Source organism: Mesorhizobium sp. Root102 (genome assembly GCF_001425625.1).
In the GTDB taxonomy this organism is placed as follows: Bacteria; Pseudomonadota; Alphaproteobacteria; order Rhizobiales; family Rhizobiaceae; genus Mesorhizobium.
Genome location: NZ_LMCP01000034.1, coordinates 371,114 through 391,494 on the forward strand (window position 1 = coordinate 371,114; position 20,381 = coordinate 391,494).

Annotated in this window: 18 protein-coding genes; 17 read left to right on the top strand and 1 reads right to left on the bottom strand. The window is 62.9% G+C overall.

Annotated features, from left to right (window positions below):
- Positions 1–92: 92 nt before the first annotated feature.
- From ASD12_RS24045 to ASD12_RS24080, 8 genes are all read left to right on the top strand, one after another.
- Positions 93–1,262, top strand: coding sequence for an acyltransferase (locus tag ASD12_RS24045; protein ID WP_056592243.1), 1,170 nt, complete (start codon positions 93–95; stop codon positions 1,260–1,262).
- Between the two features lie 284 nt (positions 1,263–1,546).
- On the top strand, positions 1,547–3,298 hold the full coding sequence (locus tag ASD12_RS24050; RefSeq protein ID WP_056592070.1) for a portal protein: 1,752 nt from the start codon (positions 1,547–1,549) through the stop codon (positions 3,296–3,298).
- The gene (locus ASD12_RS24055; RefSeq protein WP_056592073.1) at positions 3,295–3,615 is read left to right on the top strand and encodes a hypothetical protein; all 321 of its coding nucleotides are present in this window, start codon (positions 3,295–3,297) and stop codon (positions 3,613–3,615) included. The genes ASD12_RS24050 and ASD12_RS24055 overlap by 4 nt, the downstream gene beginning before the upstream one ends.
- A 357-nt stretch (positions 3,616–3,972) precedes the next feature.
- Positions 3,973–6,369, top strand: coding sequence for a hypothetical protein (locus ASD12_RS35525; protein ID WP_244482959.1), 2,397 nt, complete (start codon positions 3,973–3,975; stop codon positions 6,367–6,369).
- Positions 6,370–6,371: 2 nt separating this feature from the next.
- Positions 6,372–6,767, top strand: coding sequence for an SMI1/KNR4 family protein (locus tag ASD12_RS24065; protein WP_056592077.1), 396 nt, complete (start codon positions 6,372–6,374; stop codon positions 6,765–6,767).
- Positions 6,764–6,970, top strand: a complete 207-nt coding sequence (locus ASD12_RS24070; RefSeq protein WP_056592079.1) for a hypothetical protein — start codon at positions 6,764–6,766, stop codon at positions 6,968–6,970. The genes ASD12_RS24065 and ASD12_RS24070 overlap by 4 nt, the downstream gene beginning before the upstream one ends.
- A gap of 216 nt (positions 6,971–7,186) precedes the next feature.
- The gene (locus tag ASD12_RS24075) at positions 7,187–7,660 is read left to right on the top strand and encodes a hypothetical protein (protein WP_056592246.1); all 474 of its coding nucleotides are present in this window, start codon (positions 7,187–7,189) and stop codon (positions 7,658–7,660) included.
- 235 nt (positions 7,661–7,895) lie between these two features.
- Entirely contained in the window at positions 7,896–8,861 is a 966-nt protein-coding gene (locus ASD12_RS24080) for an IS5 family transposase (protein WP_056592082.1), read from the top strand.
- A gap of 165 nt (positions 8,862–9,026) precedes the next feature.
- Here the strand turns inward: ASD12_RS24080 and ASD12_RS24085 are convergent, their stop codons facing one another.
- Positions 9,027–9,341, bottom strand: a complete 315-nt coding sequence (locus ASD12_RS24085; protein ID WP_056592085.1) for a YMGG-like glycine zipper-containing protein — start codon at positions 9,339–9,341, stop codon at positions 9,027–9,029.
- A gap of 258 nt (positions 9,342–9,599) precedes the next feature.
- Here ASD12_RS24085 and ASD12_RS24090 point away from each other — a divergent pair, with 258 nt between their 5' ends.
- The 9 genes from ASD12_RS24090 (at position 9,600) to ASD12_RS24130 (ending at position 20,000) form a co-directional block, all read left to right on the top strand.
- Positions 9,600–10,172, top strand: coding sequence for a hypothetical protein (locus ASD12_RS24090; RefSeq protein ID WP_056592088.1), 573 nt, complete (start codon positions 9,600–9,602; stop codon positions 10,170–10,172).
- 98 nt (positions 10,173–10,270) lie between these two features.
- Positions 10,271–11,182, top strand: a complete 912-nt coding sequence (locus ASD12_RS24095; RefSeq protein ID WP_056592090.1) for a hypothetical protein — start codon at positions 10,271–10,273, stop codon at positions 11,180–11,182.
- Positions 11,183–11,225: 43 nt separating this feature from the next.
- The gene (locus ASD12_RS24100) at positions 11,226–12,215 is read left to right on the top strand and encodes a hypothetical protein (RefSeq protein WP_056592093.1); all 990 of its coding nucleotides are present in this window, start codon (positions 11,226–11,228) and stop codon (positions 12,213–12,215) included.
- A gap of 345 nt (positions 12,216–12,560) precedes the next feature.
- Positions 12,561–13,157, top strand: coding sequence for a hypothetical protein (locus tag ASD12_RS24105; RefSeq protein ID WP_056592097.1), 597 nt, complete (start codon positions 12,561–12,563; stop codon positions 13,155–13,157).
- A complete protein-coding gene (locus ASD12_RS24110) occupies positions 13,157–15,625 on the top strand; it encodes a hypothetical protein (RefSeq protein WP_056592100.1) in 2,469 nt (822 codons plus the stop codon). Before ASD12_RS24105 ends, ASD12_RS24110 begins: the two co-directional genes overlap by 1 nt.
- A 303-nt stretch (positions 15,626–15,928) precedes the next feature.
- Positions 15,929–16,594 carry a hypothetical protein gene (locus ASD12_RS24115; RefSeq protein ID WP_056592103.1) on the top strand — a complete coding sequence of 222 codons (666 nt, stop codon included), beginning with the start codon at positions 15,929–15,931 and terminating at the stop codon, positions 16,592–16,594.
- Between the two features lie 3 nt (positions 16,595–16,597).
- Positions 16,598–17,122: a hypothetical protein gene (locus tag ASD12_RS24120; protein ID WP_056592107.1), complete on the top strand. Its 525-nt coding sequence runs from the start codon at positions 16,598–16,600 to the stop codon at positions 17,120–17,122.
- A 14-nt stretch (positions 17,123–17,136) separates the two neighbouring features.
- On the top strand, positions 17,137–19,524 hold the full coding sequence (locus tag ASD12_RS34935) for an HNH endonuclease signature motif containing protein (RefSeq protein WP_200953719.1): 2,388 nt from the start codon (positions 17,137–17,139) through the stop codon (positions 19,522–19,524).
- On the top strand, positions 19,521–20,000 hold the full coding sequence (locus ASD12_RS24130; protein ID WP_056592110.1) for a hypothetical protein: 480 nt from the start codon (positions 19,521–19,523) through the stop codon (positions 19,998–20,000). Before ASD12_RS34935 ends, ASD12_RS24130 begins: the two co-directional genes overlap by 4 nt.
- Positions 20,001–20,381 lie beyond the last annotated feature (381 nt).

Here is a 20,381-nt window from a genome sequence, read left to right on the forward strand (position 1 = left end):
ACAGCCGAGGGCAATTCGTCATCCTGCGCTGGGTTGACAATCTGGCCTCAGGCGCCATGCTGCACTGCAACATGACTATCTCGGACTCCGGCATGACAGATATCAGGTCCTCGCGCATCGAATGCCTGGACGGGCTTCGGGCGCTCGCCGCGATCTGGGTGCTTGTCGGGCACTGCCTGCTGTTGACCGGCTGGAGCGTTCCCATCCTGGGCGAGCCGGATCTTGGCGTCGACCTGTTCATCATGCTGTCCGGCTTCCTGATGGTGTTCCACTATAACCTGCGCCAAGACAAGGAGCCCTGGCAAAGGCCGGCGACCTGGCTGAAATTCTGGACCCGACGCTATTTCCGGATAGCGCCGCTGTTCTACGTCATGCTTTTCGTGGCTCTGGCGCTTGGCCCTTATCTTTACGATTGCAGGACCGTCATCGACGATTTCCTCCTGAGATCGCACCAGGCGCCTGAACGCTACCTGGACAGCGGCGTGAAAAACATCGTTGCCCACCTTCTGTTCCTGTTCGGCCTGGTGCCGAATCTTGCCTACCGCACGCCGCTCCCCGACTGGAGCCTGGGGCTGGAGATGCAGTTTTACGCGGTCTTTCCGGCCGTCATGCTGCTTGTGCGCTGGCTCGGCTGGGAAAGGAGCGCCGTCCTGGTCGCGGCCGCCGGTTGCGCCATCGTGTTTGCGATGGGGCGATTGTCGGTGCATTTTCCGATGCCGTCGTTCCTGCCGCTAAAGATGCAGATATTCCTGTGCGGCATGCTGCTGGCGGGCGTCGTGCATCAAAGCCGGCCCCGGCCGATCCTCTATCTGGCATTGGCACTGCTGCTGGCGGCGCTGCCTTTTGGCGGCGGCTACGGACTGGGCAAGCTGCTGGTGCGTGAAGCGCTGGTGGCGGGCTTCTTCGCCTTGGTTCTTTACCGCATGCTGCCGGGAGCGGCGGGAACGCTGGCGAGGGCGATAGCCACGACGCTCAGCAACCGGTTCTTTCATCTCATGGGAGAACTTTCCTTCAGCATCTACCTGATCCACCTCCTGGTGTTGCAGCCTGTCGCGGCGTTCGTCATCGACCAATACGGCCACGGGCTGGCGGCGCCACTGCGTTTCGCCATCGTCGTTGCCGTCGTCCTGCCGACGGTGACCTTGCTGTCCTGGATCACCTATAATCTGATCGAGGTGCCGGGCCAGAAGGCGGGGCGCTTCGTCGTCCGGCGCTTTGGCCGCAGGACCGGGCCGGTGCTCAAGACGACGCCGGCCGAGTAGCGGCGCCGTCAATCTCCCTCCTTGAGGGGAGGGATGCCGCCGAAGGCGGCAGAGGGGGTCCGTACGACTGGACGCGACCTTCAGGCTCGAAAAGAGAATGCTAGCGCTCCACGCGAGACGACCCCTCTGGCCTGCCGGCCGATCGTCGTTCGGAAAGCCAAGCAATTGGCTTTCCGTCCGCTGCGCCGACCACTCCTCAACCCCCTCGAGGAGGGAGATTAGCGGCTTCGCCCGTCTCCTCCTTCCCGCACCAATTCCTTTCCTCACCTCAGCGAGGCCATCTCATGACCGATTCCCGCGCCCGCGATATCCTGTGCCACCAGTCCGAGCTCGAGAGCGAGCGCAGCCAGTATGAGGCTGTGTGGGAGCAGGTGGCGGAGTTCTGCGACCCCGACGCGCCCGATATCTGGAGCGGCCGCCGAACCGGTAGCCCGGACTCGCAGGCCGAGCGGCAGGAGCGGCGTGGCGCCCGTGTCTACGCCAACACCATCAACTCGGCCGCCAACCGGCTGGCCGCAGGGCTCGAAAGCCTGATCATTCCGCAGTCGGAAAAATGGCATGGCCTGTCGACGGCGGCCATGAACGACGAGGAGACCGACGAGGAAAAGGAATGGGCGGAGGCCTTGCGCGATTTCCTGTTTGCGCTGCGCTACTCCGCCAATTCGAATTTCGTGCCGGCGACCCAAGCCTGCCTGCGCAATGTCGTGCGCTACGGTCCGGCCTATCTCTATGCCGAGGAAGGGTTCGGCGCGACGCTGATCCGCTATGCCTCGATCCCCGTGGTCGAGGGCTATCTCTGCCGCAACCGCTGGGGCCAGGTCGACATTTTCCACCGTCGTTACGAGCGCACGGCGCGGCAAGCGGCGCAGCTGCTCGGCTATGACAGACTGCCGGCGCGGATAAAAGTGCTGGTCGACGATCCGGCCAAGTGCGAGACGAAGATCTCGCTGATCCAGTGCATCCAGCCGCGCGACGAGCGCAAAATGTATCGGCTGGGCGGCCAGTACCAGTATCTCGACACGGAATTCGCCTCCTACCACGTCATCGAGGACGAGGAGGAGATTGTCCGCGAGAGCGGCTTCCGCACCTTCCCGGTGTCGACCTTCAACTGGCGCCGCTACGAGGGCGACCCTTACGGCATCTCGCCGACCATCGAGGCGCTGACCACCGTGCGCGAAGAGAACGCCGTGCGCCGCTCGGGGCTTCGCGCGCTGCAGCAGATCACCGATCCAGCCACCGCCTCGAAGGCCCGGCTCGACTATGTGCCGGTGCTCAACCCGGGCGAGAATTATCCCGGCCTGATCGACGACAATGGCAGGCCGCTGATCGCGCCGATCTCGACCGGGCAGAACCCGACCTATGCCTTCAACTACGCGCAGAGCCGCGCCGACGAGATCCGCGACATGATGTTCGTCAATCTGTTCCAGACGCTGGTGCAGAACCCGCAGATGACGGCGACCGAGGCGCTGATCAGGCAAGAGGAAAAGGGCGCGCTGCTCGGGCCGTCCGGCTCGATCATCCAGGCGGGCTTTGCCACCAATCTCGACCGCGAGCTCGGCATTCTGGAGGACAAGGGGCTCTATGACGAGGACAGCCGCTTCCTGCCGCCGGACAGTCTTGCCGGCAAGGCGGTGCGGCCGACCTTCACCGGCCCGCTCGACGTGCTGCGCCGCTCGGCCGAGGCGCGCGACACCATCCAGGTGGTGACGACGGCCATGCAGATGGCGCAGTTCGACCCTGGCGTGATGGACAACATCGACAGCGACGAGGCGATCAAGATCGTGCAGAGCGCCGGCCGCAGCCCGCAGCGCATCTTTCGGCGCAAGGAGGAGGTGGAAGAGTTGCGCGGCGCGAGAGCCAAGGCCCAAGAGGCGCAGGCCGGCATGGCGGCGATCGCCACGGCCGGCAGGGCGGCCAAGGATGCGGTGCCGGCCGCGGTGCAGGCGCGCGACAGCGGGTTGCTCGACGGGTTGCAAGACATGCTGCAGGGTGGCCAAGGCGGGCAGCCCGTCGGCCCGGCGGGTAACGGCGCATGAGCCGGAAACGCTTCGCTCATTCCGGCCAGGCCGGCAGTCCTGCCAGGGCCCGAGACGCGCTGGCCAAGGCGTATCTCAGGGTGTTTTCAGGCGAGGATGGCGAGATGGTGCTCGCCGACCTCGCGGCGACGACAGGCTATTACCGGCGTCCGTCCTATGGCGAGTGGATGGCACGGACCAGGACACCGAACGGGTTCGAATTGCACAGCGCCTTGAGCAATGCGCGCGCCGAGGTGGTGCAGCACATTATGGGGTTCCTGACGCTGGATGAGGCGCAGTTGGCGGCGCTGGAGAAGGCGGCACGGGCGGAGGGGTAGGCGGTATTCAGGAAGCTGCGCTCCTCTCCCCGTCTCTATACGGGGAGAGGATGCCGGCAGGCAGGTGAGGGGCGGCGCCAGCATCTCGGAACTTAGCGCTGCCCCTCATCCCCCTCCGGGACCTTGTCCCCGTAGAACGGGGAGAAGGGGCCAGTCGTGGTCGCCGCGGCTCCGTGGCGTGGTCGCGCTGCCGATGAGGTCCATTGACCCACCCAGGCAGCACCGCTGCTCCAGGATTTCTCCAAAAAGTCGATCCGACAAAACCCGCGAAGGCGACAGCCAGCGTGCGACCCGGCCGTGCCGTGATCGCCAGCGCCGCGCCCTTTTGTTCAAAGCCAGTTGGGCAGGAAACAGCCAATGGTCCACATCATCCCCCTCTCCATTGCTCAGCGCCGGCTCGATACCGGCAACGCGGTGCAATATCCGCAGGGGTCGCCGATCGGCGGCGCCATGCAGAGGCTCGGCGACGAGTTCTCGGCCATCGCCGCGCGCTACCAGCAGATGAAAGACCAGCAGGAGGCGTTCGACGCCGAGCTGGCGCGCCGCCGGTTCACCGGCCGGATCGCGCAGGCGGAAGACCAGGTGGCGGCGAACGCGCCGGCCGATGGCGCCGGCCTGCACGAGACCATGTACGGCTTGGTCGATCCGCGCACCGGCCGGGTGGTCAAATCAGGCCTGTTCGACACGCTGTTTGACGATGCCTTGCCTGATATGCCCGAGAGCCAGCGCGCCGGTTTCGCCAGGCAGAAGGAGACGATGCGCGCGGTTGGCGCGCGGCGCATGGCGCTGCGGCAGCTTCAGCGGCGTCAGGACTACGAGCAGGCGCAGGTCGACACGGCGCTCAAGACCAGCGCCATCGCCATCGGCAACGCCAACCCCGACGATCCCGTCACCTTCGAAGCAGCCCGCCAGGAAGGGCTCGACTTGATCGACAAGATGGGGCTCGACCCGGGGATCAGGCAGCAGAAGGTCAAAGACTGGTTCAGCACCGCCGCAAAGACGCGCTTCGAGGCGTTGATCGCCAAGGATCCGCAGCGGGCGCTGGAGATGTTCGGGGGAGGGACGCCGGCAGCCTCTTCCGGCAGCGATGCCTTCGGCGATGTCGCGCAAACCGCAGGCGCCTCTGGCAGCTCAAAGATGGCTGCGGGAAAAGGTGACCGCGTTGGCAAACAGACGCCGGAAGAGATGCTGGCGCAGGTGTTTCGGGACGACCTTCCGCAACAGGAACAGGCCGCGCTGGTTCGACAGGCTGAGGTGGCCAAAACGGCTCAGCAGGTTGAGCTTCGCACCAACATCGGTCTCGCCGAGCAGAACGCGCCGGACGCTATCGCAAGGACCGGCGCCTATTCCGGCAAGATGCCTGGCCGGGACGCATTCAGGATCGCCTATGGGCTCGATGAGGGCGACCAGCACTTCCGGGACTTTGACTGGCGAGCCGATGTCGGTCGTCAGGTTTTCGGCATGCGCACCATGCCGAACCAGGCAATTCATGCCGCCCTTCGCGACGCCGATTCCGGGCCGAACGGTTCGCAGGAAGACCAGACGCGCCGTGAGGCGACCGCCGCTGCGGTAGGGCTGGTGATGAATCACAGACGAGCCGATGGCGGGGGCTATGTCAGCGAAGTGTTTTCCAATGTCGATGCCGCCTGGAAAGCCGTGATCGGCGGTGGGCTCGAGGATCCAAATGGCTATGACAAGGATGCCTATGACAAAGCGATAGCCATATCTGTCGCCGCGCAGGAACAACTGGGTATTGAGAACCCTCAGCCCGTGCCGTTGTCCATCGTCCGTGATCTCTCCGATAATTACGACAGCCCGAGTTCATACCAGCAGGAGATAAACGCGAAGGTAAGCGGGCTGCTTGCGGGAACGTCCGGCCCTGTCGCTCGAGCAGCCGTGGCCCGGCAACTGGCCGATGCCGGTCTGGGTTGGATCATCCCGGTTGCTGGCTACAAGACCCCTTCGGCGCTCTCGGTGTTCGCATCAGACGCAAAAGCCCTTGGCAAGGTGGCCGCCAATGCAGGGATCGCCCTCGCCAACGTAAATGATTGGATTGCCTACGGCATGTCCGGAGGAACGATCAGCCCTCCAGATTACAAGGATGCCTATTACGAGCCGTCGGACCGTGTTGAGAGCCTGATGATGCATCAGGGATCTGATGCGTTGGGCTGGGCGATACCGTGGCCCGCGTTTGGTCGCGCTGCTGTCGCCGCGAAGGGCATACCCCGCTCACTTGAGCCGTTGAGTGCCCTTGTGGCGGGGCGTGCCGAAAGTCTCGTAGCCAAAGAGCTTCCCGGTGAGCTGTCTAAGGAAGGCGCGGGGCTCGTCGAAGGTGGCAGCGGCACGCGACAGTCAGATGTCGCGGCAAATGGCAAAGCCGCCGAAGTTTTGCTCGGTAAATCCGCTGGCAAGGACGCACGGCCGACCGTCGCTCTCGATCTCCCCTCGGGCAGTTTCTCAATGTCAGATTGGGCAGATTATCCGATAGCGGTTGTTCCCAAGCCAGAGGGACCATTCATACGGCTAGAAGGTACAGAGCACAAAGCTGCTAGAAAAGCGGCCGATAAAGCCAATCGCATTATCCGCCGAAAGCGAGGACTTGTCGGCCAGCCCGTGGATGTGCATGAAATCAAGCCAGTGAAGTTTGGCGGGAGTCCCACCGATGCGTCCAACAAGGTCATTCTGCCCCGCGAAGTTCATCAGCAGCAGGTTACGCCATGGTGGAATAAACTACTGAAAGACGTAGGAGAATAGCAGTGAGATATACTCTAACTGAGGGACGTTTCGACCCACCGGCTGAAGCCGCAATTGTCGATGGACTGTCCGCAAACCTGGGAGTGACGCTGCCCAAGGATTACACCAAATTCCTTAAGGAGCATAATGGAGGGGAAGGCTTCATCGGCGACAGCTATATAATTTTTTTCAAAGCCGAAGAGTTGGTGGAATTCAATCGAGAATATGAGGTTGAAAAATACGCACCAGGCATCCTGTTGTTTGCATCAAACGGAGGAGGGGAAGCCTATGGCTTCGACACCCACGAAGTGGAAATGCCAATCGTGCGCATCCCCTTTATATTTATGGAACGGCAATCCGCCGAGACGATAGCGCGAGACCTCGCCGATCTATTTGCTACGCTGGAGGACTTGAAATGAGCGTACAAGATACAGCTTCTCGCTCCAAGGGCATGGAACTGTTCGAGGTCAAACCGATTGCGGTTGGCGGCGATCCAGTCAGTTTGGAGAACAAGATCTGGTTGACCAGACAACAGCATTTTGAAGTGGTGCGCTTCTGGAATCGAACTATCGAAATTCAGCGTAAGGCGGCACTGGAGAAGGCTTCACGGGCGGAGGGGTAGGCGGTGGCGATCAAGCTACCTTGCCTGCCGACGTTCGTTGTTCGACCAGCCAAGCAATTGGCTTTTCGTCCGCTGCGCGGAACACTCCCCAACCCCACGAGCGGAGAGCAACGCATCAAACATTCGGCCTCGTGTCAGGGCTGACCATATAAAGCGGCATCGTGATGCCGGAGACCACAGACGCTGGGCTATGCAAAGATGGCAAGGGAGTTAGTCATGGAGAACACTACCAAACCTGACTTAAGCAGCGTCACACGTCTGCCTCCGGCCCATGTCAGCACCGGCGACGACGAGCTTGATTCCGCCCGGATCGAGGCGCGCCAATATCTTGAATTCTACACATGGGTATCGGCTATCAAGGGTGAATATCTTGGTTACGGCGCGGAAGGGATAATCTATATTTTCCTCTTCGAGATAGAGACCAGCCGAGCGGATGTGAATCCATGGACATGGGTGATCGTCGGGGACGTGCCGCCGACGTACCTGCCAGCCGACGACGGAAAGACCCCGTTTGAGGCGCTGGATGGGTATATCGGTGCCCTTGAAGTCTGGGTTGAAGCTGCACGCAGCGGAAAGTCTGTAGCGGAATTGATACCGGTCGATGTCGACGCAAATCCCGCCAACGCCGAGATGCTAGCGAGCCGGCTCAAATTCCTTGATGAGAAGATTTTGCCAGAGCTCAAAAGGTAATTCGGACGATCGCGGCAAGCTGGAATTGGCGCCGTATTGCTGCCGCCTTGAGCCTTTTGCAGCGTCTTGATGGCCTCAGCCCTGGGCGATCCTGTCGCAACGTCGCTTGTCGGAAAAGGGGTGTCGCCAAGCTGGAACACCCCTCATCCGACCCTTCGGGCCACCTTCTCCCCGGTTGGGACTGTTGCAAAATTGGGTGGATGTGATTCCCTGTTTTTGAACAGGGGATCGTGCGATGACGACGAAGCCGAGCGGTCAGTTCAGTTTTGTGGAGGCCCTGCTGCCGCAGGGTCTTGGTCGGAGCGGTCGACTGGACCGGTTGTCGTCGCTGGTGAAGTGGTATCGGTTCGAGAAGATCCTGGCCCGGCTGCGTTCGCCGGCAGGACCAGGCCGGCCTGCCTACAATTCGCTGGTGATGTTCAAGGCGCTTCTGCTGCAATCCTTGTATGGACTGTCGGACAGCGAACTGGAGGAGGCGCTCGCCGATCGGCTGTCGTTTCGCCGCTTCGTTGGGCTGACGCTCGAGGAGAGGGTGCCCGACCACACCACGCTCAACCGCTTTCGCAATCTTCTCGTCGAGGCCGAACTTCTGGAGAAGCTGTTTGGCGAACTGGACCGGCAACTGGACAAGGCTGGGCTGATCCTGCGGCGCGGCACGATGCTCGATGCCACGGTGATCGAGACGGCGGCGGCACGACCACCCAGTGGAGCGGCGCACGAGGCTGGCGATCCCGATGCCGGCTTTACACGCCGGCAGGGCAAGCCTGGCTCCTCCTATGGCTACAAGGCCCATGTTGGTGTCGACCAGGGTTCTGGCCTGATCCGCCGGGTGAGGACGACAGCGGCCAACGTCAACGACACGGTCGAGGCGGATCATCTGATCTGTGGCGACGAAGGTGCGGTGCTGGCGGATGCGGCCTATCACACCAAGGCGCGCGAGGTGTTGCTGAGGCAGCGCGGGATCAAGCCAAGACTGATGCGGCGAGCCAACAAGCATCATCCGCGCCTGCCAGCGCGGCTGAAACACTTCAACCGGCTGATCGCACGGCAACGCTTTGCCGTCGAGACGACCTTTGCCACCTTGAAGAACCGCATGCGACTTTGCGCCATCCGCTATCGCGGCATGGCCAAGGCGGCAGGACAGGTTCTCATCGCTGCCATGGCCTTCAACATGCGCCGCTGGGTGACGCTCGCGACCTAGGCCTCGGCCGCACTGCGACCGAAATCCACCCAATACCTCAAAAGCAAGCCAATCCGGCCCAAAACCCGAGCCGCAAAGCACCACACACGGGGGTTGCCGTCTCTCCTTGCTCCCACAGCCTAATAATGCAACGGGCCCACAGGGGGAGAAGGGAAGATCAGCGCCTCAATAATCGCCGTTGTAGTACCGGTCGTCGCACGGTGCCGTGTAGATGCGGCCGCGGCGGTCCTGGTAGCGGCACATCTGTTCGCCGCGGCGCTGCGGCGTGGTGGAGCTGCCGACAACCGCGCCGAGCAGGGCGCCGGCGCCGGCGCCGATGAGCGTGCTTTCGGTGTTGCCGCCGATGGCCTGGCCGACGAGGGCGCCGCCGGCGCCGCCGATCAGCGCGCCGGTTCCGGCCCGCTGCTGGCCTTCGGTCTGCGCGCAGCCTGCCAGTGCTGCAGTCATCAGCACGGCGGCGAAGGCTTTTTGAAAATTCATGTGCGGTCTCCCTTGAAGGCCTGAAATCCCTATGGCTCGTCCCGTGCGGTCGCATTGCGGCGGAACGGGGGCACGCGGCCTCACGATATAAGACATGGTTTCTCGGGCGTTGATGGACCGAGCGCCGAAAACACCTCTTACGAACAAGGTGCTAGCACCGCTCCTTGTCAAAATGATTCAGCCTTTTGAAGGTTCGGCCCGGTGCCGGGGTTCACTCGGCCGGGCTTCCCGAATTTCACCCAACAATGGAGAAATGCCATGACCCGAGGTCTTCCCCGGACGCTTGCCCGTGCCGCCGCCCGCGAGGGCGGCCTTGCCCCGCCCAGGCCCGGGCTGAAAGCCGTCACCACAGGGCAGGGCGGATCGTACCGCACCGTCTTCACCTTCGCCGGCATGCAGGTTCCGGTCACCGACGCGCTGGCCTATGCTGCCCAAAAGATCTTCGACTTCACAGACGGCAAGGTGCGCATCAAGGGCGGCACGGCGCGGCTGCAGTTCGCTGTGCTCGGCACCCGCGCATCGACCATCAACGACAATGCGGCGCTGACCTGGTCGCTCGGCTCAGCGGCGGCGTCCAGCGCGACGCTGGCCTCTACCATGGTCAACGTGCTGGCCTCGACGGTGCGTACGCTCGACGGCACTGGCGTCGTGCTGTCGACCGTCTCGACCGCCGATATCGCCGCCGCTGTGACGCTGGATGGGACAGTGACGCCGGTCGATCTCTATCTCAACCTGGCGTTTGCAACCGGCACCGACATCGACGCCGACGGTGTGCTGACGGTGACGGGCACCATCACGCTGCTTTGGGAGAACTGGGGGGATAATGCCTAGCTGCCGATGACGCGGCCAATCTCCCCCACGAGGGGGAGATCGGCAGCTTCGCCGGTCGGCGCCATCACGTCTTCGAATCTCAACACAAGGAACATCACATGACAGATCTGGCAGATGCCGGGTCCGTGGCGGCGCGTGCGCAGCCGGCGGGCAACCCGGCACAGTCACCGGCAGGCGAGGACAACGGGTCCGCCGCGCCTGGCGCCAAAAGTTGGTTTGACGGCCTTTCCGAAGGCAACCGCAAGCTCGCTGAAACCAAGGGCTGGACCAAGCCTGAAAGCCTCGATCGGGTTTTCACATCCTATGCGGAGCTGGAGCGGCTGCAGGGTGAGAGCCTGCGTATTCCGGCGCCTGACGCATCGCGGGAAGACTGGGACAGGTTTCATGCCCGGTTGCCCGAGACCATGCGTCCGGTCACCTCGTCCGAGAAGGTCGAATACATCAGGCCGGAAGGCCTGCCGGAAAACTTCGCCTATTCGGACGAACTCGCCAATGCTTCCAAAGCCTGGGCGGTCGAGGCGGGTGCAAGCCCGAAGATCGCGCAGGCCTATCACGACAGGTTCGTCGGCTACATGGCCGAGCAGGCGGTGCGCCAGGAGATTGCACTGGCCCGTTCGGTGGAAGCCACCCATGACGACCTTGTCAGGGACTGGGGACCGACCGACAGCGACGGCTTTCGCCAGAAGCTGGAGGTCGCCAACCGGGCAATGAAGAAGCTCGGCCTGGTCGACGCCTACAAGGCGAAGGGCATCCTTCTGCCTGACGGGGCGCTGACCGATCCGCAGATCGCCAAGGCGTTCCAGGCGATCGGCGAGGCGATGTTCCGTGAAGACACGATCGACGGCGGTGCTTCTTTCAGCGGAGGCAATCCGTTCAAGCGCAACGCCGCCGGCGAACGCAACCTGACTAACATTTCAGCCCTCGTCAAAAGCGACCCCGCCCGCGCAAGGCGGCTGGCACGCGAGGCGGGAGAAAATCCCGATCTCTGGATGCCAAATAATCCCCTCTGACTTTGAGGGTTCACCGCCAAACCAAACCTGAAGGAAGAGAAAAATGGCAGATGCCTATACCCGTATCGCGGACGCGATCGTTCCGTCCGTCTATGCCCAATATGCTTTCGAGGAACATGTCCAGTCGCTCGAAATCTACCAGGCCGGAATCCTGTTTTCCGACCCGGCCATCTCGTCAAAGCTGTCGATGGGCGGCCGCTCGGTCGACATGCCCGGCTGGAAGGATCTCGGCAACGACCCGTCCGAACCGGTCAATGACGATCCGACCGATTCCATCGAGATGAAGAAGATCGGCTCGCGCCGCGAGGTCGCCGCCCGCAATGTCCGCGCCCAGGCGTGGGGCGTTCCGGACCTGACCTCGATCCTGGCCGGCGACGATCCGCAGAAGCTGATCGTCAAGCGGCAGACCGAGTACTGGCAGCGCGCCAACAAGCTGACCCTGCTCGGCATCCTGAAAGGCGTCGTCGCCGACAACATCGCCAATGATGGCGGCGATCTGGTGCGCACCACCGGCGCTTCCATCGTCGACACCGACATCATCGAGGCCGCCTATCTGATGGGCGACCGCGCGGACAAGTTCAAGACGATCTGGATGCACTCCAAGCAGATGAAGGCGCTGAAGCTCGCCGACCTGATCGACTATGTGCCGTCTTCCGAACAGGGCGGGCCGCTGATCCCCTACTATATGGGGCTGCGGGCCGTGGTCGATGACGACATTCCGCAGGCCGCGGGCGTCTACACCGCCTTCATGTTCAAGGACAAGGCGATCTTGTGGAACGAGCTGCCGGTCAACACCGAAGGCGGCCCGCTGGAGTTCGACCGCAAGCCGCGCCAGGGCCATGGCGGTGGCGTGACGGAAATGGTCGGCCGCCGGCACTTCGTCCCGCATGTGCCTGGCACCCGCTTCCTCGACGCCTCCTCGGCCGGCGAATTCGCCACCGATGCGGAACTGGCGCTGGCGGCGAACTGGGACCGCACCGCGTCGAGCGTCAAGAACATGACGTTTATTGCGCTGAAGACCACCGAGGCCTGATCGAGGTGAGGGGCGAGGGCGGAGGCGGTGAGCTCGCCCTTCGCCTCTCTCGTTCTGACAGCATTCCTTCGCGCCCCCCCTCTGTCCTGCCGGACATCTCCCCCACAAGTGGGGAGATCGGATGTTGCTGCCGCCTTCGCCAATCTCCGATGCTGCAGGAACAGCGCCAGCGCCTGAACTGCCAATCTCCCCACCCGTGGGGGAGATGTCCGGCAGGACAGAGGGGGGCGTCGTAGAGCGCGATCTCTGAATATCACCATCCAAATCTCCAAGCCGCTTCGCAGCGGCTTTTTTCATGTCCGGAGAAAAGTCATGACCCGACCCACATGGACGGAGGCCTGAGCCATGGCCATCACCCCGCTCGATATCGCCAACATGGCGCTCGCCGTGCTCGACGAGGCGCCGATCGACAGTCTCGATCAAGACGCCAAGGCGGCACGGCTCTTGAACCTACATCTCGATCTCACCCGGGAAGCGGAGCTGACCAAATGTGCCTGGGTGTTCGCGATCCTGCGCGCCACGGTGGCGGGCGCGGATACCGGCAGCGATTGCGGCTTGACCTTTGCCTATGAGCTTCCGGCCGACTGCCTGCGGCCGCTGCCGCTGACCCACAATGGCGAACCGGACGGCGTGCCGATCTCCTGGCGGCAGGAGGCGGGGCTGATCTATTCCGACCGGTCCGGCCCGCTGACCCTCCGCTACGTCGCCAACCTCACTGATCCCAACGACTGGGACGCGCTGTTCACCGAGGTGCTGGTGGCCGCACTTGCCATCAAGGTGGCGCATCCGCTGACCCACAAGTCGGGCATGATCGACATTGCCCGCTCGGCCTATGACCGGGCGCTCGACGCCGCGCTCAACGCCAACGCCATCCAGCGCGGCGGCCGGCTCTACACCGCGTCCTGGGCCAGCCAGCGCGGCGACAACAGGATTGCGCGCTGATGACGACGCTCTATCCCGTCCAGGACGTCTTTACCCGCGGCGAAATCTCGCCGCGCCTGCACGCACGCGCCTCTCTCGACTTCTATCGGGCGGCGCTGTCGAAATGCGAGAACTTCGTCACCCTGCCGCATGGCGGCATCCGCAAGCGCGGCGGCACCTACTTCGCCGGCGAGGTGAAGATTTCAGCGAAGAAGACGCGGGCAATCCCGTTCATCTTCTCCGCCGACCAGGCCTATGCGCTCGAATTCGGCGACCAGTATATCCGGGTCTATGCCTATGGCGCACGCGTCGGCACGGTGGAGGTCGCTTCGCCTTATCTCGAGGCGGATCTGTTCGAACTGACCTATGTCCAGTCGGCCGACCAGATGTGGATCACGCATCGGAACTACCAGCCCAAGGTGTTGACGCGAACCGCGCACACCACATGGACGCTCGAAGATTTCGAATTTCTCGACGGTCCTTATGATCCGCTCAATGACACGGCAACGACGCTGACGCCATCCGATACCGGGCATCTCACACCGCAGATGACCAGCAATTCGGCGCCATCCGGCACTGCCTCCACAGGCAGCGGGAGCGCGGCGGCCTGGCAGATGTTCGACCGCGACAAGACGCAGGACATCGAAATTGCGAGCGGCGGCGACGGCTACATCCGATATCGCAACGCCGGCGGTGCGCAGCGCGTGATCGATGCCTACTGGATCACCACGTCGCGGGTGGCAACGGGCAATTACGACTTCTTCACCGCATGGGAATTGCAGGGTTCCAATGATGGCACCAACTGGGTGACGCTGGATACGCGCACCGGGGAACTCGGCTGGGGGAACGGCGAAACCCGCTTCTACGATTTCACCAACAAATCAGCGTTCGAATACCATCAGTTGGTGTTCAGCGGCGGCGGCGGCGACGATGCGGTCGGCAGCGTCTCCGCTGAACTTGCCATGCATATCGCCGCTTTCGATCAGACGCCGTTCGACCTCACCGCCTCGTCAATCGTCGGCATTAACGACGACACCGGCTTTCAGCCCTCGGATGTTGGTCGCACCATTCGCCTTCTCGGTGCCGATGGCATCTGGCGCTGGGCCAAGATCACCAGCCGCACGAGCACAACTGTCGTCAAGATCAGGCTGTATGGTCACGCCCTGCCGAACATGAATCCGATCACGCGTTGGCGGCTCGGCACGTTTGTCCCCGGAAAGTATGTGGAGAGCGGCTCACTCTACGAAGAGCGGCTGGCCTTCAGCCGGAAATTCTCCGTCTATGCCTCGGCCACTGGCGACTTCGATAATTTCGCGCTCGGCGAGAAGGACGACGACGCGCTGGAGTTCGTCCAGGCCGGCGGCGGCCAGGCCAACGACATTGTCTGGATCGCCGACAGCGATGGCGCGCTTTTGATCGGCACCTCCGGCGGCATCCGCGCGTTGTCGGGCTCGGGCATCGACGAGGCGCTGACACCGTCCTCCTTCAAGAACCGGCGTTCGCGCACCTTCGGCTGCGCCCGCATTCGCCCGGTCGATGCCGGCCAGTCGTTCCTCTATGTCACGCGCTCGCGCAAATCGATCGCCGAGCTGACGCAGACGGCGCAGAGCCGCTTTGCTTCGGACGATGTCGGCCAGATCTCCGAGCACATCCCCAAGCAAGGCGTGGTCGAGCTGGCCTTCCAGGCCGATCCCGACCCGCTGCTGTGGTTCCCGCTCGAGAATGGCGAGCTTGGCGGCTATACCCATCAGCCCAGCCAGGAAGTGCGCGGTATGCACCGGCATCGCCTGGGCGGCACCTTCAGTGGCTCCGACTGGGCCGTTGTCGAGAGCGCTGCGGTGACGCCCGGCCAGGACGGCAATGACGATCTCTGGCTGGTGGTCAAGCGTACCATCGGCGGTGTGACCAGGCGCTACATCGAGATCAAGACCGCGCCGTTCGAATATGGCGCCATCGCCGACGCCTTCGAGGTCGACTGCGGGTTGAGCTACACTGGTCTTGCGGTCACCACGGTGGGCGGAGCTATCCATCTCGCAGGCCAGTCCGTCGATGTTCTCGCCGACGGAAAAGTCTATCGCGGGCTGACCGTCAGCGGCGGCGGCACGGTGACGCTGCCTGATAGCTCGACCGCCGCCAAGTGGCAGCTCGGCCTGCCCTATGCGGCAGGCGCCGACACGCTGGAGCTCGATGTCGGCGGCCGCGACGGCTCCATCATCGGCCGGCGCAAGAAGGTGTCGAAGGTGATCCTGTCGCTGCTCGAGACCGACACCACGGGGCTCCAGGTGCAGTCCTTCATGCGCGGCCGTTGGGAGCCAGTGCGCATGCCCTCGATCGTCGCGCCCAATGGTCGGGCAACGCTGTTCACCGGCAATGTCGAGGTGCCGATCGATGACAGCTGGGAAGGGCAGGGCCGGGTGAGAATCCGCCACGTCAACCCGACGCCCTGCACGATTCGCGCGTTCACGCCGGTGTTTGACGCCGAGCCTTAGATAATCTCCCCCCTCGAGGGTGGGATGTCGCCGAAGGCGACAGAGGGGGTCGGTACGACGGGACGCGACCTCCTAGTTTAAAGAGGATGCCGGCGCCTCACGCGAGGCGCCAGCCTTCATCCGCCGCAGGAGGTCGCATCCGGTCGAACCGACCCCCTCTGGCCTGCCGGCTCTGGCCCTTCGCTGTCGCTTCGGGCGTTCGTCGTTCGGAAAGCCAAGCAGTTGGCTTTCCGTCCGCTGCGCGGACCACTCCTCACCCCCCTTGAAGGGGGGAGATAACAATCCATCCAAAAGGACTCCCCAATGACCCACCATGCCGAGCAACTCGGCAGGGCGCGGACGGCTGCCGAATTCGCTGCCGTCATCGCCTTGCTCGACATCGACCTCAACGACGCGCTTCGCTGCAGAGCCGAGCTGGCGGAGGCCGAGGACCGCGCGGTCTTCGGCGACGGCGACCTGGCCGCCGCGCGTGCCGTCCTCGACGACTGCAACGACCACATCGCCCTTCTGGAAAAGACCATCGACGCCGCCGGCAAGCGCCGTGCGGAGGTGGCGCGGAGCGAAGCCAGGGCCGACATCGCCGCCCTTGGCGACGAGATCAAGGCCAGGGCAGCAACGCTCGGCGAGCGCTGGCGCAGCGTCCAGCGGCTGGTCGAGCAATTGCGCCAAGAACTGTTCGAGGCCGACGCGCTCGCCCGCACTATTGCCACCGCCAACGGCCTGTTCGACGCCGCCGGCGTCACCGAGCTGAAAGCCAATCTGACCACCACGCGCCGCGCCGCCATGGCCGGGCCGCGGGCTGCCGCACCCGCCCGCCTCAGCCGGCCGGCGCTGCAGGCCGACAGGCTGCTGCTGTCCTTCCTCAGCCCCGGTGGCGCGCTCGATCCGCGCCCGGCGCTCGGCGCGCCCGTCGACAGCGTCAAAAGCAAATTCATCCCCGCAGTCACCTCCTTTGGCGAACGAGGCTGAACCATGTGCACACTAGCTCTTCTTGGACTGGCAGGGACCGCTCTGTCGGTCGGCGGCGCGCTGGTCGAAGGCCAGCAGTCGAAGCAGATGGCCGACTACCAGGCCAAGGCCTATGAGCAGCAGGCGCGGGCCGACGCCCAGTCGGCAGCCTTCGACCAGAGCCAGGAGCGCCACAAGCAGGATCTCCTGCTGTCGCAGGCGCGCGCCCAGGCTGGCGCGTCCGGCGTCGGCATAGCAGGCTCGCCGACCGAGGTGCTGGCGGCCAACGCCAGGCAGGGCCAGCTCGACCTCGGCGCGATGTTGTACGGCTCGCAGCTGCGCCAGAACAGCCTAAACACGCAGGCCGCGATCTCGCGCTTTTCCGGGAAGCAGGCGGTAACGGCGTCGATCTTCAAGGCCGGCAGCGCGCTCGTTGGTGGGCTTTCCAAAATCTACGACCCGACCAAGGCGGCAGCCTCAAGCACCATTGCCGGCACGGTGCCGAAGCGGTCGGTGATCTTCGGCGGTTCAGCCCTCAGGACTTCGTGAGCAGGGAACAGCCAATGGTTAGCATCATCCCCCTCTCCATTGCCCAGCGCCGGCTCGATACCGGCAACGCGCCGCAATATCCTCAGGGATCGCCAGTCGGCGGCGCCATCCAAGGGCTGGGCGACCAGCTTTCTGCCGTCGCCGAGCGCTACCAGCAGATGAAAGACCAGCAGGAGGCGTTCGACGCCGAGCTGGCGCGCCGCCGGTTCGCCAGCCGGATCGCGCAAGCGGAAGACGAGGTGGCGGCGAACGCGCCGGCCGATGGTGCCGGCCTGCATGAGACGATGTATGGCCAGGTCGACCCCCGCAACGGCCGGGTGGTCAAGACAGGCCTGTTCGACACGCTGTTCGACGCTGCCTTGCCTGAAATGCCCGAGAGCCAGCGCACCAACTTCGCCAGGCAGAAGGAGACATTGCGCGCGGTTGGCGCGCGGCGGATGGCGCAGCGGCAGAAGGCGCAGCGCGACGACTATGAGTTGGCCGAGTGGACCAAGGTCGACAACATCTCCACCAGTTCAATCGCAAAAAGCGACCCGAACGACACTGCAAACTTCGAGGCGATCCGGCAGAGCGGGTTTGACCTGATCGCCAAGATCGGCAACCCGCTCGCCCGGCAAGCGGCGGAAGTCGCCTGGCGCACCAACACGGCCAAGGCGCTGGTTCAGGCGATGATCGCCCAGGACCCGAAGCGCGCTGCCGAGATGCTGGGTGCGGCAGCAGTCACTCCGGCGAGCAGAGCGGCCAATGCCGTGGATCGTTCCAAAATCGCCGAGAACGCCGATGTCCCGGTAGACGGGCCGGTGACCGATGCACTGTCGCTCCGCGGGAGTGCTGAACAGCCCGACAGCAGGGCAACTTGGGCGGCTGCTCCTTGGATTGCCGAGCTGTCGCCGGAAGACCTTCATGACCTTGGCCAGAAGACCCAAGTCGCCATGACGGCGCAACTCTTTGATGCCCGCACCAATGTCCAACTCGCGCACCAGAATGCACCGGACACCCTCATGTATACCGGCAACTACTCCGGAAAAAAGCCGGACGATGGAGAGCTTGCCGCAGTCTATGGCGTCGAGGAGGGTGGCAAACAATCTCTGGATCTCGAACGAACGTTCCAGGTCGGTCACCAGGCATTCGACATGGTCAGGATGCCGAAAGATGCCATCGACGCGAGAGTGCTCGCGGCCAGGCCCAAGCCAGGCAGTGCCACTCCGGAGCAGGATCAGGCGCAATTTGAGATAACGGCGACCGCCGCCAGGCAGGTCTTGCAGGCTCGTTCCGCCGCTCCCGCCGATTTTGCCCGCAAAATCGACCCGACAGCTGACGCGTACTGGAACGCCGTATCGAGCGAGGACAGTTACGATCCGGCTGCCTATCAGAAGGCGATCGCCCGCTCTGTCTCGGTGCAGTTGCAGCTTGGAATCAAGCAGGTCCAGCCGCTGCCGCCGTCTGTCGCCGAGGACCTCGTCGACACCCTGAACGACGAGAGCGTGCCGCAACGCGAGCGGGATGCAGTGCTGCGGGATTTGTTCGCGGGCACGTCCGATCCGGGTGTTCTGGCAGCTATGGCGCTGCAACTAAGTAACGAGAACCAGTCTCGGATTGCGCGGAGCATCGCGAGCAACGCAGTTCCTGTATCGGCCGAGGAACGTGTCAGCCGAAATCTGGCAGCATTCGACGCTCTGCCTGCGGGGCTGAAGCCGCTTGTAGCGCTCAATGACACAGTTCGGTTGATGGCGGACGGAGCGACATTCGGATACGCCGACAAATTCGCAGCCACCATGAATTCGCTGATCTCGGGCAGCAGCTACGAGGACGAACTCGCTGCTGAGCGTGCCGGGACACAGGATGCGAGAGATCGGGCTGGCTCCGCGGGGACTGCTGCGGAGGTGCTAGGCGCGTATCTCAGTGGCCGCGGCCTTGGAGAGGGCGGCATCACCTTCAGTGGCAGGTTCGGCACAGCCGCCATGGAAGGTTTGTCGGGCCTTTTCGCACGTGCAGGTCTGATGGGTGCTGAGGGCGCCGCTTACGGTGTGGTGGAAGCCTCGGGCCGTGATGAACCGGTAGTCAGCAGCGTAGCTTCGGGCGCGCTGTGGGCCGCTGGCAATCAGTTCCTGAAGGAATGGTCGACCATAATTCATGATGCGCTGCCAGGTTGGCTGGGGATCAGCACCAGGCGCCTTCGCAGAAACTGGGAGGTAGAATATAATCTGGAGTGGCCCATGGATTCCGATACAGGTCGGCCCATGCAAGCTCATCACAAGAAACCACGGTCTGCAGGCGGGACACATGACGGATGGAACATCGAGCCCCTCAGTAAAGCCGACCACATCAAGCATCACAAAGAACAAGGCCACTTTAAGATGTGGGGCGGCTGGAGCAAAAGTAAAGGGAAATTGGAGCCATGAAAACAAATCTGGATGACGCCGATCCCGATCTGAGCAAAGTAAAGCCTCTGCCGCTCGAAAATTCGCGTGCTAGCGTAGAATTCAAGCGTGACCGTCGTCGGGCTCGTGCATATCTTGAATCTCACAGCTGGATATCAGCTATCAAAGGTGAATACCTAGGATACCGTCTTGACGGTGTCATATATGTATTTCTGTTCGAGTTTATACCCGCCGAGCCGAATGTGCCGTCATGGACATGGGTCATCGTTGGCGACTTACCTTCGGCTTATATTAGCTGTCACTACGCCAAGACGCCCTATGTGGCACTGGACGGCTATATTGGCGCCATGGAAGAATGGGTCGAAGCCGCGCGGGAAGGAAAGTCGGTTGAGGACATTATTCCAGTCAACGTGCCGGCCACTCCTGAATATGCTGAAAGGTTGGGTGGCCGCCTCAATTTCCTCCGGAAAAATGTTCTCCCGTTACTTCGAAAATGAAGTGTTTCGCAACAGCAAGCGCCTACGGTTAACGACCAACCCGTAATACTCAACATCGTGGTGCATAGTCTCGGCTCGCCGCGTTGGATCGCAGCGTTAGTCTCAGCTTTGAAGCCTCAGAAAAGAACCGAATCGAGAATCTGCTCTATGGGACGGCCAACAAAGTGATAGGTGGAGACTGCTTGTGTTCGAGATATCCCGACGAATTTTTTCCGATGGACGGTGGGCGAATGTCTGGACCACAGCTTCACTGAAAGAAAAGCCCAGCCTGTCGGCCATCTGCCAAAGACTCATCGAATACGCCACCAATGTCTGCAAATAGGAGACTTGACCAGTTGTTCAAATTTGTGACATTGGATTCGAGTTTTGATAGAAGTACGG